11 protein-coding genes and 1 pseudogene are annotated in these 12,439 nt (G+C 56.1%); 8 read left to right on the top strand and 4 right to left on the bottom strand.

The window, feature by feature from the left end:
* The first annotated feature begins 18 nt into the window (after positions 1-18).
* On the top strand, positions 19-1,374 hold the full coding sequence (locus Q1K07_RS07045) for a GntP family permease (RefSeq protein WP_300309398.1): 1,356 nt from the start codon (positions 19-21) through the stop codon (positions 1,372-1,374).
* 183 nt (positions 1,375-1,557) lie between these two features.
* On the opposite strand, the gene Q1K07_RS07050 is transcribed toward Q1K07_RS07045, so the two are convergent.
* Positions 1,558-1,998, bottom strand: a complete 441-nt coding sequence (locus Q1K07_RS07050) for a DUF302 domain-containing protein (RefSeq protein ID WP_300309399.1) — start codon at positions 1,996-1,998, stop codon at positions 1,558-1,560.
* Positions 1,999-2,898: 900 nt separating this feature from the next.
* On the opposite strand from Q1K07_RS07050, the gene Q1K07_RS07055 reads away from it, so the two are divergent.
* The gene (locus Q1K07_RS07055; protein ID WP_300309400.1) at positions 2,899-3,585 is read left to right on the top strand and encodes a dihydrofolate reductase family protein; all 687 of its coding nucleotides are present in this window, start codon (positions 2,899-2,901) and stop codon (positions 3,583-3,585) included.
* A 121-nt stretch (positions 3,586-3,706) separates the two neighbouring features.
* Here Q1K07_RS07055 and Q1K07_RS07060 read toward each other — a convergent pair.
* Both Q1K07_RS07060 and Q1K07_RS07065 read right to left on the bottom strand, forming a co-directional pair.
* Positions 3,707-3,829: pseudogene (locus Q1K07_RS07060) on the bottom strand (SDR family oxidoreductase); the annotation flags it as partial.
* A gap of 52 nt (positions 3,830-3,881) precedes the next feature.
* A complete protein-coding gene (locus Q1K07_RS07065) occupies positions 3,882-4,490 on the bottom strand; it encodes a hypothetical protein (RefSeq protein WP_300309401.1) in 609 nt (202 codons plus the stop codon).
* Positions 4,491-4,676: 186 nt separating this feature from the next.
* Here Q1K07_RS07065 and Q1K07_RS07070 point away from each other — a divergent pair, with 186 nt between their 5' ends.
* The 6 genes from Q1K07_RS07070 to Q1K07_RS07095 all read left to right on the top strand — a co-directional run bounded on the left by Q1K07_RS07070 (position 4,677) and on the right by Q1K07_RS07095 (position 11,415).
* Positions 4,677-5,585: a 3-keto-5-aminohexanoate cleavage protein gene (locus Q1K07_RS07070; protein ID WP_300309402.1), complete on the top strand. Its 909-nt coding sequence runs from the start codon at positions 4,677-4,679 to the stop codon at positions 5,583-5,585.
* Positions 5,582-6,535 carry an L-carnitine dehydrogenase gene (locus Q1K07_RS07075; RefSeq protein WP_300309403.1) on the top strand — a complete coding sequence of 318 codons (954 nt, stop codon included), beginning with the start codon at positions 5,582-5,584 and terminating at the stop codon, positions 6,533-6,535. The genes Q1K07_RS07070 and Q1K07_RS07075 overlap by 4 nt, the downstream gene beginning before the upstream one ends.
* Positions 6,535-6,990, top strand: a complete 456-nt coding sequence (locus Q1K07_RS07080; protein ID WP_300309404.1) for a thioesterase family protein — start codon at positions 6,535-6,537, stop codon at positions 6,988-6,990. The genes Q1K07_RS07075 and Q1K07_RS07080 overlap by 1 nt, the downstream gene beginning before the upstream one ends.
* A gap of 37 nt (positions 6,991-7,027) precedes the next feature.
* Positions 7,028-7,978, top strand: coding sequence for an alpha/beta hydrolase fold domain-containing protein (locus Q1K07_RS07085; RefSeq protein WP_300309405.1), 951 nt, complete (start codon positions 7,028-7,030; stop codon positions 7,976-7,978).
* A gap of 182 nt (positions 7,979-8,160) precedes the next feature.
* Positions 8,161-9,570, top strand: a complete 1,410-nt coding sequence (locus tag Q1K07_RS07090; protein ID WP_300309406.1) for a BCCT family transporter — start codon at positions 8,161-8,163, stop codon at positions 9,568-9,570.
* Positions 9,571-9,855: 285 nt separating this feature from the next.
* Positions 9,856-11,415 (top strand): BCCT family transporter, encoded by a 1,560-nt coding sequence (locus Q1K07_RS07095; protein ID WP_300309407.1) that lies wholly within the window; start codon positions 9,856-9,858, stop codon positions 11,413-11,415.
* Positions 11,416-11,457: 42 nt separating this feature from the next.
* On the opposite strand, the gene Q1K07_RS07100 is transcribed toward Q1K07_RS07095, so the two are convergent.
* Complete coding sequence (locus tag Q1K07_RS07100; RefSeq protein WP_300309408.1) at positions 11,458-12,429, bottom strand: GlxA family transcriptional regulator; 972 nt, start codon at positions 12,427-12,429, stop codon at positions 11,458-11,460.
* Positions 12,430-12,439 lie beyond the last annotated feature (10 nt).

Here is a 12,439-nt window from a genome sequence, read left to right on the forward strand (position 1 = left end):
AAGTCCGGGGAGCTTTCCATGGAAATCATGCATCTTGTCATCGCGATTGGGCTGATTCTCGGCCTGATTCTCTATTTCAAGCTCAATCCGGCCATCAGCTTGGTCATGGGCAGCCTGTATCTGGGGCTGGCAATGCATCTCGGACTATCCGAAACGGTGTCAGCCATTGGCAGCGGCTTTGGCAATATCATGGCAGCCATCGGCTTGCCAATCGGGTTCGGCGTCATCATTGGCCAACTGATGAGCGACTCCAGAGCGGCCCACCGAATTGCTCATAGCCTGGTCGCCTTGGCTCCCAGGGGAAGTGGGCTTTATGTATTGGGATTGACCGGATTCCTGCTGTCGATCCCTGTGTTTTTCGACGTCACCTTCGTGATCCTGATCCCATTGGGCGTCGCCCTGGCACGGACATTGGGTAAACCACTGCCTTATGCTGTTGGAGCTCTCGTCATCGGGGCCGCCACCTCCCATACCATTGTGCCTCCCACACCCAATCCATTGGCCGCGGCATCCATTCTGGGATTCGATATTGGGGTGATGACCTTTGCCGGCCTGGCGGTCGGTCTGATCACCGCCGTGGTGGTCATGAAAATCTATTTCACCATTCTGGATATGGGGCTGTGGCAGCCGGAAAAGGATCAGATTGCCAGTGTTTCTGTTGCAGATGATGCCTCTGCGGAAGCTCCTTCGCAGCGTATACCGCTGTGGTTGGCTCTGTTGCCGGTGCTGCTTCCCATCCTGCTGATTCTATCGGGAACGCTCTACGACTACTGCCAGCAACTCGGCGTATTTGCCGGTGATGAATTGCCGACTCCCATCGCTTTCTTCAGTGACCGCATTGTCGCATTGATGGCTGGAGCTCTTGCAGCATATGCCGTTGCAGCGCGTGAAATGGACCGAACCCAACGTGACGAGAGTGCCACTCGGGGCCTGCAGACGGCGGGGCTGGTCCTGCTGGTCACCGGTGCTGGTGGTTCGTTGGGCAAAGTGATCCAGGATACCGAGATTGGTACCCATCTGGTCGAAAGCCTGTTTCATGAGAGCCAGTCTGCCATTGGCATGGTCCTGCTGGCCTACGGGCTGGCAGCCGTTTTCCGCATCGCCCAAGGGTCAGGAACGGTCGCAGGCATCACTGCCATGACCATCATGGCCGGCGCGGCAAACATGGGTGTCGTCGACCCGTTATGGATCGCGCTTGCCGCGCTTTCCGGAGGCATCAGCATTGGCCACGTCAACGACAGTGGATTCTGGATCACATCGCAGCTGGCAGGTTTCACTGTGCGCGGGGGCTTCAAGACCTACACGCTGGGTGAAGCTCTTGTATCGATGATGATCCTGGCCATCGCGCTGCTGGGGGCCGCTTTCTGGCCCTAGCGCGAGAGATTGATGCTTCCTGCACGTAAAACTCATGTGCAATGGAACGCTGGCTTCAAGTCACCAAGAGCACCAGCCTCTCATCTGATTTAGGTACCAAACCAAGGGGGTATCCATAATGGATACCCCCTTGGGCAATCACTGATCGTGAATGTAGAAAACACTATCCAGAAATCAATATATTTATTCTTGGATAGCTTCTTCAACCCAGCCAGGGAGAAGATCATAGATGGCCTGAATAGCACCATCCCCGCCATTGAGATTATAGTGTTCATCCATGTGATCAATGTCGGGAGTCTGTAACCAGACCTGCCCTGATTCATCTTCCCAAACTATGGTTTTAATAGGCAACTGCTCCATCACCATGATGTTAGTGCCTAACAATTTTCCCACCAGTTTGGAGTTCTGGAAGAAAACGGTTTCGGCCGGACGAATATCATGCCCTGAGACTTTGGCAACAGCTTGTTGGTCGATACGATCATATTTCAACACCTCCGGATATCGACCGACCACAGCCAACAGCCTGTCGACCGTGACCTTTACGGAATAGGGGCTTTTCCATTTCCAGTGATTGGTTTGTGCTTTCTTTAATAGCTCGGCTTTATTAAATTTCTGTTCTTCCATTTTGCCATCCTATTTAATAAAATCTGGAAACTTATGTATTAATGAATATCACGAAAGACTTTCTCGAGAATTGATGTTGTTATTATGAAACCTAAGGCAAAGGAATATCTTCTGAATGATATTTCTTTTCATTGACCGCCTACAATTCCAAGAAAAAGGTGACGTGAGTTCAATAATAGGATGCTACTTCTTTTGACAGGATTCTAGACATAGAGCCTGAAAACCATGCTTAAAAGATAGGGAGATTTTTCTGGGAAATTGACAGTTTTTTCTGATGTCCCTTTTCGCTTGAGACAGCAAGGCTGCCCATAGCACAGCGGCAGAGCCGTCCTCACGTCACCGTTTCTGGTTCTGGTTCTGGTTCTGGTTCTGTATCATGAAAAAAACGGCACGGGCTTCCATGCCGTTTTCCCATGAGAGTGTACTGACGGCTCAACCTTCTTGCCGGGCTTCAATCTTCTTGTAGAGCGCGAATGTTCCTGGGGACTCCTGGAGTCGCTCGTATATCGGAGCAACGGCTTCCTGGAAAGGTGTGATATCGACATCGCCTGGCCATATGGCATCGAAGTCAGAGGAATATTGCGGCAATCTGCCCATGGCCCATGGCCGTACCAAAAGAGACCTTTTCCAACTCACCATCTGGGTTGATGCATTCAATCACCGCCTTGAGCGCGCTTTTCGCCATTTCCGAGTAAGATGCATCCAGATAACGCAAGCGTACAGATACTGCGCGCAGCAGGAGGAGACATTTCCAAGGGCCTCGGTCACCACGGTGGCGGAGCCTACGCTTTCTGGCTGAGGTCTGAATGAATATCCACTGACATGTCGATTTTCATCTTCCTCGTTCGTCCTTGTTGCATGAGATGACAGTTCAAGTGTGAAACGAAGGAGAGAAATGAAATGCGAAATATCACTGTCAGTGCATTTATCAGTCTCGATGGCGTCGTACAGGCACCGGGTGGCCCGCACGAAGATCCGAGTGGTAATTTCGATCATGGGGGCTGGACCACCTGTTATGCTGATGAAGTGATCGGTGCCGCCATAGATGAAAGCTTCGCAAAGCCTTTCGATCTGCTGCTCGGGCGCACCACCTACGACATCTTTGCTGCCCACTGGCCCTATGTTGAAACCGACCCTTCGGCCGAGGACTTCAGCGAGCAAGATGCCCCCATCGCCGAGCTCTTCAACCGCGTGACAAAATATGTCGCCACGCATTCGCCGGATACGCTGTCCTGGCAAAACAGTCAGTGGCTTGGTGAGGATGTCGTTGCCACGTTGCGTGGCTTGAAGAAAGAGGAAGGCCCCGACTTGTGGATCTGGGGCTCCAGCCGCCTGATCCAGCCGCTGCTAGAAGCCGACCTCATCGATGAGTTTCAGCTCCTGTTCTATCCATTGGTGCTCGGCAAAGGCAAGCGCCTGTTCGACTCCGGCACCATGCCTGCGGCCTTCAAACTGATGAAATCGACGACATCGCCAAACGGAGTGCTGATTGCTACCTACAAGCGCGCAGGCGAGATCCAGACGGGTTCCTTTGCCCTGGAACAACCAAGCGAAGCCGAGCTTGAGCGGCGCAAGAAGTGCAGTTGATCAAGTTCATCATGCAAAGTGCGGCTCAGAGGCCGCACTTTGTTTTTCTGAGAACTTGCACGTTGCTGAGATTCGCGGTGCAGAGCGGCATGCACGGTGCAGAACTCAAGATGCAGGGCTGTCACCGGGCCAGCCACCCTCCATCGACAGCCAGAGTGTGCCCATGCACATAGTCCGAAGCCCGGGAAGCCAGGAATACTAATGCTCCGGCAAGATCCTCAGGAAGCCCCCAGCGGCCTGCGGGCGAGTCAAGCCAAGGATACCGTTAGGCTCTAGTACGGGCTCATGGGCTCTTGTCAGCGAAGCACCTCGAACAGACTTGCGATCCAGAGAACCTGAAAGGTCAGGGCAAAGACGGCAAATGCGACCTGGTAGCGCTCCGACTGCCACATCAAGCCCAGCAAGGCTCCCACGATCAGTAACCCCTGCCGGGCAGGATAAAACCAGCTGTCATAGTAATAGGTCACGTAATAGGCCTTGCCTTTGAGCACGGTATCAATGACATCGACCACCAGCAGGATGAGCAGCAGCACATAGAAAGCGTTGCGCCGCTTGCGAAAATAGTCTCTAAAGCCCTGATACTCGTCCATGCGATCAGGGAAAAGCACGGCGGAAAGCGCCACGAACATCCCGGCATAGAAGAGCAGAAAGAAATAAATGGCGAAATACCAGTTCGTGCGACGCGTAAGGGCGAATTCAAACCACCAGAAGTGGATGATGAACAGCAGCAGGAACAGCACCCAGCCAATATGCGGCAGATACAGTTGCTCACGACCGGGGTGCTGAACAAACCGCGTTAGCCCGGTGATCAATCGGCTGACGCTAAGTCCCATCACCATGCCGATGATGATACGGACATGGGTGAAGACTTCCCCACTGGGAAAGGTATGAGGTAGCTCGGTCATGTCCCTGCCTGTTATTGCAGCTTCCACGCCATGAAGGAAGCCTAGACAAGCCAGTGGATTTCACAATGTCCAAATGTTGCATGTCATCATATTTACGTCGCAATAGATCAAAGATATGTCGTATTGCGTCAACTGATATACCACCAACTTGAGGACACTCCTTGTATCGATCACCTGGAGGTCCACATGAATCGCAATGTCATCCTGACCTGCGCTGTCACCGGCGCTGGAGATACAACCGCCAAGCATCCTGGCGTACCCGTGACTCCCAAGCAGATTGCCGAGGCCTGCATCGAGGCGGCCAAGGCAGGCGCCAGCGTCGCGCATATTCACGTGCGAGACCCGGAGACTGGTGGCATCAGCCACGACCTGGCGCATTTTCGTGAGGTCATGGAGCGCGTTCGTGAGGCCGACACTGACATCGTCATGAACATTACAGCCGGTGGCGGCGGTGACTGGATTCCAGATGTCAATGATCCGACCCGTGGCGGCCCTGGCAGCGACATTCAGACACCCGCCGAGCGCCATGCTCCGGTGGCTGAACTGCTGCCTGAACTATGCACCCTGGATTGCGGCAGCCTCAATTTTGGCGACATGGTCTATATCAACCCAGCTGACTGGCTGCGCGAGCATGCACGTCTGGTCCAGGCAGCCGGCGTCAAGCCCGAGCTCGAGTGTTTCGATCTTGGCCATGTATGGTTTGCTCGTCAGTTGCAGGAAGAAGGGCTGATCGACGGTGATCCTCTGTATCAGCTGTGCCTGGGAATTCCGTGGGGCGCTGAGGCCGACACCGAAACCATGACAGCCATGCGCAACAAGCTGCCAGCCAATGCCAACTGGGCGGCATTTGGTATTGGCCGTCACCAGATGCCGATGGTAGCGCAGGCCATGTTGCTCGGAGGGCATGCCCGCGTCGGTCTGGAAGACAACCTCTATCTGGACAAAGGCGTTCTGGCCAATAACGGTCAGTTGGTTGAAAAGGCGGCCAGCATCATCAACCACCTGGGTGGGCGTGTCATGACACCTGCTGAAACACGCACTCATCTCAAGCTACGCCATCCGGCAACCGGTCAGATCATGGGAGGTGACGCATGAGCCAGTTGAGCGTCATCGGCACCGGTGTCATTGGCAATGGCTGGATCGCCCGTGCCCTAGCGGCAGGCTGGGATGTGGTGGCCTTCGACCCCGCTCCGCAAGCGCAGGCGCGTACCCGTGCTTTCGTCGACAATGCCTGGCCATCCCTGACCCGCCTTGGACTGGCCGAAGGGGCCAGCCCAGAGCGCCTGCGCTTTGTCAGCGATATCAATGAAGCCGTTGTCGGTGCCGACCTGATCCAGGAAAACGTCCCGGAACGCCTCGAGCTCAAACAGGAAATTCTGGCACAGCTCGATGCGGCAGCGCCTGACAATGTCCTGATTGGTTCGTCGACATCTGGCTTCAAGCCCACCGACCTGCAGCTCAAATGTACCCAGGCACCGGGGAGAGTGATTGTCGCTCACCCCTTCAACCCTGTGTATCTGCTGCCACTGGTCGAGCTGGTTGGTGGCAAGGCAACCACTCCCGAGCATCTTGCTACGGCACAGAACGACTACAAGGCGCTTGGCATGCGCCCATTGGTGGTGCGTCGCGAAATCGAAGGTCACATTGCCGACCGCCTCATGGAAGCCCTGTGGCGAGAGGCATTGCACCTGGTCAACGACGGAGTGGCCACGACCGAAGAGGTGGATGCTGCAGTGGTCTATGGCTGTGGCCTGCGCTGGTCCTTGATGGGCACTTTCCTGACCTTCCACTTGGCTGGAGGCGAGCAGGGCATGCGCCATATGCTGGAGCAGTTTGGCCCGGCACTGAAGCTGCCCTGGACCAAGCTCGAAGCCCCGGAATTGACGGATGAGCTGATCGATCGTGTCGTCGAGGGCTGTGAGTTCCAGGCGGCAGGGCGCTCCGTCGCCGCGCTGGATCGTCGCCGTGACGACTTTCTCGTTGAGCTTCTGGCCCTGGTCGAGAGCTACTGGCCAGAGGCCGAAGGTCTCGAGGGGCGTATCTGATGGGCTTGATGACAACCCAGGTCGCTCCCCAGTGGGTCGACTACAACGGCCATATGAACGATGCCGAGTATGCCCGGGTGTTTTCGCTTGGTGTAGAGGCCCTGATGGATCGCATCGGCCTCGATGCTGAAGGGCGTCACCAGCATGGCTATACCCTGTATACCCTCGAAACCCATTTGTGCTACCGCCGGGAGGCTCATCAGGGGCAGACGCTGATGGTCGATGTGCAGATGGTGGACCGTGACGCCAAGCGCCTGCATGTGTTGTTCGACATGCGCGACGAGGAGGGCAACGTCCTTGCCACCAGCGAGCAGATGCTGATGGGAATCGATGTAGCCAGTGGTCGACCGGCAGCGTTTCCCGACTCCGTGGCGCAAGCCCTGAACCAAGTGGCTGAACTGACGGATCCTGAATCAACCCCAGTGGGGCGCTGTATCGGTATCCCGCATCGTTGATCATGCCCTGCGCAGTACCGCTGTGCAGGGGAATTCCTTGACACAATATCAAGAGCCACCCAGAGAGGTGGCCAAGGACATCAGGCCAATGGACATTGATCGCTCGGACATCGAGGCTTGGGATATTGAGACCTTCGCCAGGCGTTTCCAGTCAGGACTCGATGTCATCTCCACATTGCCACTCAGTGCCGCCAGAAACTACTACGACACCCTATGCGCCAGCTTTGCTCCGGCACTGCCGGCCGTCATTCAGTTGCATGACGACAGCATCAGTGGCTGCCCTGTACGTCACCTGCGCCCGGCAGGTGGCGGCAAAGATAGCGACAGGGGCAGGGTAGTCTACGTTCATGGTGGAGGCTTCTGCCTCGGCTCTGTGAACAGCCACCAGGGCATTGCGGCAGGGCTGGCCTGCGAACTGCAGCGTGAAGTCGTCAGTATTGGCTACCGCAAGATGCCAGAAGCCCGATATGACCAGGCCATTGCCGATTGCCGTAACGTGATCGACAGCCTGAAACCTGTCGCCGTGGTAGGGGACAGCGCCGGTGCCCGGCTGATCATCGATGCGTTGTCCTGCCTGTCGTTGCCCCAGCTGGAGGTCACGCCAGTCATCGGTCTGATCTATCCCCTGGTGGGAACGCCTCATCCCGATAGCCTGGGTGACGATGCACCCTTGCTCAGCCGTGCCGATGTCATGCAGGCCTGGTCTCTGATTCGTGCTCATGCTCCTACCGATAACACCCACCAGGTTCCTGCATCTCGAATGGAGGTGCTGGCTGTCGAACACGATCCACTGACTAGACCCCTTGAGCGGGAGGTCCAGGGGTGGCGAGAGAGCGGAGCTGATATCGGCTATCGCTGTGCTGCCAACATGCTGCATGGCGCTTTGCATGCGCGTGAACAGCTACCCGAGATGAAGATGGCCTGGCAGCAATTCTGCGTTGCTCTGAATGACCGCCTTGCTCAGATAGCTTGTGCAACCCGGTCTTGACGCTCTTTCTTGACACCCCGTCTCGACGCTGGTCTTGAAAAACCGTCCCGTCCTGACCTGAGAAGCAACAGACAAGAGGAGGCTTGCGTTCAACCGGAAGGATATTGAAACGAAGGAATATTCAGACGAAAGCGTATTCAAGTGCAGGAAAGTACGTCCACGACAACGATAACGAGACGCACATGAAAACCCATATTTCCACCTCCGTTGCTACCATCGCCACCGTCATTGCCCTGATTGCCTTTGCAGCGATTGCACCGGGACCTTTCCAATCTCTGCTCGATGTCATCAAGACTCACATCATCGGCAACTTCGGCTTTATCTTCACCTATCCCGCCTTTGCAGCATCCATCGTTTTCATTGTGCTGATGTTTACCCCGTTGGGGCGTCTGCGCTTCGGTCAGGGAGCCCCCGAGTTTTCCACGCTCACCTGGCTTGGCATGCTGTTCGCCACGGGAATGGGCATTGGCCTGGTGACCTGGGGAGTACTGGAGCCTCGCTACCATGTCGAGGCAGGTCACAGTACGGACCAGGCGCTGCTGTATGCCTTCAACCACTGGGGGTTGCTGGCCTGGGCTGGCTATCTGGCCATCGGCGTGATCTTTGCCCATTGCATGTACAACATGAAGATCGATAAACCTGCCGAAGCCCTGTTGGGTGGTGGCTGGTTGAGCAAGCTCAACCTTGTCAGCCTGGTGGTATCGACCGTCATTGGCTTGTCACTGACATTCACCTATGCCGCGGAACCACTGCAGAAAAGCCTGCAGCAGTTCTTCGGTATTCAGGTTGGGCCAAGCGTGATTATCGCCGTACTGTCGCTGTTTGCGATGGCTTCCAGCACTTCCGGACTCAATCGGGGCATCAAATGGCTGAGCAACTACAACACCCTGTTTGCCATCATCTTGATGCTCAGTGTGTTCGTACTGACGTTACCGCAAGACATCCTTTCCACCTTTGCCAGGTTAGTGCCGGAGTACCTGGTAAAATACCCGGCCATGGCAACGGATATCGGCTATGCCGACCCCGAGCACAAGGCCTGGCTGGCAGACTGGCTATATGCCTTCGAGGCTGCCTGGTATGGCTGGTTTATCTTCACTGGGGTTTTCATCGCCCGCATTTCCCGCGGACGGACACTGCGTCAGCTGGTTCTCGGTGTCATGCTGGTACCCAGCCTGTTTTCGTGTCTCTGGTTCACCGTCTTCGGGCTCGGGGGGTTGAGCACAGAATCTGCTGATGTCTTCGCTCTGATGGATAGCCTCGACAGTCACGGTATCCTGTCTGCGATCCTGGCACTCAATATCTTGCTGTTCTTCGTGACCAGCGCCGATTCTGCCGGTCTTGTCTGCGAGATGCTGACCGTGCAACGCTCACGAGCCTTCTGGATCATCGCCATGGCGGCCCTGGCGATCGTCATCAACTGGCTCGACGGCGATATCTTCAAGGTCATCCTGACTCTGATTTCGGTCGCAGCGATTCCAGTAGCCTTCGGTATCTTTGCTCTGGTGGTGGCTTTTGTCCTGCGCCTGAAGCGTACTTCATCAAGCCCTGCCAGCACACAGCGCAGTATGGCAAGCGATCGTCCAGACAGCTGACTGGCCGAATGAGCAACACCTGACCGATACGGGAAACTTTCTGATGGAGACTTCCGAATCAGAAGTCTCCCGTTGACGGCAGCGACAGAGTGCTGCCACGGGAACGCCGGCCCGTTGTCCGGCCGTGAGAGGAGAGTCGTTATCCAATCACCACATCACCCATCTTCCCCTGAAAGAGAGCCGCAGCAAAAAGGTTCTCGGCACCCCGAGGGATATCCGCAACCCAATGGCTATCCTGAATCGATACTCGCCCAACGCGGCCTGTTCCGACACATGCATCGAGGCATGACACTGTCTGCGGCACTTCTGGTGCTGGCCTTTGTCGTCGCCACCGGTGCCAACCCCGAACTGTCCGGTGCACTGTTCGGCGCAGCCCGAGACTGGATCGAGACCACTTTCGCCGGTTATTACCTGGTCACCATCGTAGTACTGATCGCTGTGTGCTTCTTCATTGCACTGTCGCCATTTGGCAGCCTGCGTCTGGGGCGTGACGGAGAAAAGCCAGAATTCAGCCGCTTTGCCTGGTTTTCCATGTTGTTTTCTGCAGGCATCGGCATTGGCATCCTGTTCTTTGGTGTCGCTGAGCCAATTTTCTACTTCGACAACAGCGGGGGCTTTGGTTACCCCAATAATCCCCATGCCGACATGGCGGGAGATACGCAGCTGAACCATCAACGTGCCATCGATGCACTGCGCGTCACTTTCTTCCATTGGGGCCTGCACGGCTGGGCGGTCTATGTCATTGTCGGCATGGCGCTTGCCTATTTTGCTTACCGCAAAGGACTGCCTCTGGCACTGCGTTCAGCCTTGTACCCCTTCATCGGGAACCGCATCTACGGTCCAATAGGCCACACCGTCGATATTCTTGGGGTGCTTGGTTGTGTCTTCGGTGTTGCCACGTCTCTGGGACTGGGCGTCAGCCAGATGGCGGTTGGCCTGAATCGCCTGGTTGGCATTAGCGCCGGTCTCGATACCCAGCTGTTGCTGATCGCCGTCATCACCGTGATTTCCATTTTGTCGGCAATGTCCGGGGTCAAGCGCGGCATCAAGCTCATTTCCGAGCTCAATATCTGGGTATCGATACTGGTCATCGGCGCCTTCGTCATCGGTGGTCCGACGCTGTGGTTGCTGACATCCTTTGGTGAAACCATGGCGGATTACATCACGCACTTCATTCCCATGGGACTGTGGTATCCCGATGAACCATCTGAAGCCGAGTGGCTGCAGGCATGGACCATCTTCTACTGGGGCTGGTGGCTGGCCTGGGCACCGTTCATCGGCCTGTTCATCGCGCGCATTTCGCGTGGCCGCACCCTGCGAGAGTTCGTGCTCGGCGTACTGCTGGTACCGACCTTCATCATCTTTGTATGGTTGGGCATCTTCGGTGGCACTGCGCTACATCAGGAACTGTCTGCCGCCGGCGGGGTGGGCAGTGCCGGTATCATAGACCTGGTCAATGACTGGAACCTGCCCGCAGCGCTTTTTGCCACAGCGGATGGCGTTGCCGGTCATGGCACTCTGGCCTGGGTACTCTCGGCGATGATGGTCTTCTTGCTGATGAGCTGGTTCGTCACCAGCGCCGATTCCAGCACTCTGGTTCTGACCACCATTCTGTCACTAGGCAACCCGGAGCCTCCCCAGCATTTCCGTATTTTCTGGGGGCTGGTGATCGGTATGGTCGCGGCCGTGCTACTGGTTGCAGGCGGCCTCACGGCACTGCAGACCGCCTTGATTGCCACAGCATTGCCACTCAGTGTGGTGATACTGATGATGACAGCAGGGGTATTGGTGTCCTTGTTCAAGGAACGAAGCGTGAAGGCAGGGCGTTCCACCGAAACCCGTTAGCAAAGAGCGCTAGAGTCAGCGAAGAGCGTTAGAAAGAGCCTGTCAGGAGGAGCGGTTTCGCTTGCGCATCGTTCCGGGCGGGAAGCCAAGATGACGCTGAAAAGCCCGGGAAAATGTCGAGGCAGACCCGAAACCACAGGCCAGTCCGATGGCCAATACGCTAAGGTCTGTCTCGCGCAACAGATATTCGGCACGCTTCAAGCGCAAGCCTAGATAGTAGGTGGCTGGGGTTGTACCCAGGGTCTCCTGAAACAGGCGTTGCAGCTGGCGTGCCGAAATGCCACTGCGTTGTGCTATCTCATGCAATGGCAGAGGTGACTCCAGGTGGCGTTCCATCAACGCCACTGCTTCCACCAGACGCGGATGATGACTGCCCAGACGCCGGGCCAGCGTCATCCGCTGGTGGTCGCCTCGTGAACGCATACGGTCATGGATAAGCTGTTCCGACACGTCGATAGCCAGTGTTGTGCCATGCCGACGTGCCATCATCTCCAGCGCCATATCCATGGCTGCCGCACCTCCAGCACAGAAAAAGCGCCGCTTGCCCAATAGAAACAGCTCATCACAGGTGGTTATCTGCGGATAACGTTCATTGAAGGCTGGCAGCGACTCCCAATGCAGCGTCACTGTTTCACCTGCCAGCAACCCCGCTTCAGCCAGCACCACAGCACCTGTATCCAGGGCGCCAATACGGCAGCCTCCCTGATCGAGACGATTGAGCCATCCTCTCAGGCCATGGCCAATCCACATTTCGGGATCAAAACCACTGCATACCGCCAGTGCCGGAAGATGACGAACTTCCTGCATGGGATGATCGACCAGCAGGGTCATGCCGTTACTGGCCGTCACAGGTTCTCCACTAAGGCCGATCAGGGTCCAGTCATAGAGTTTTCTGCCGGCAATGCGGTTGGCAATGCGCAATGGCTCTACGGCAGAAAAGAACGCCATCATCGAGAATCCGGGCAATAACAGAAAGCCGATATGCTCGGTATCAGAACAGGAAGACTCGGTCATACGGACGCTC

It is taken from the genome of Halomonas sp. (genome assembly GCF_029263665.1).
Classification (GTDB): Bacteria; Pseudomonadota; Gammaproteobacteria; order Pseudomonadales; family Halomonadaceae; genus Halomonas.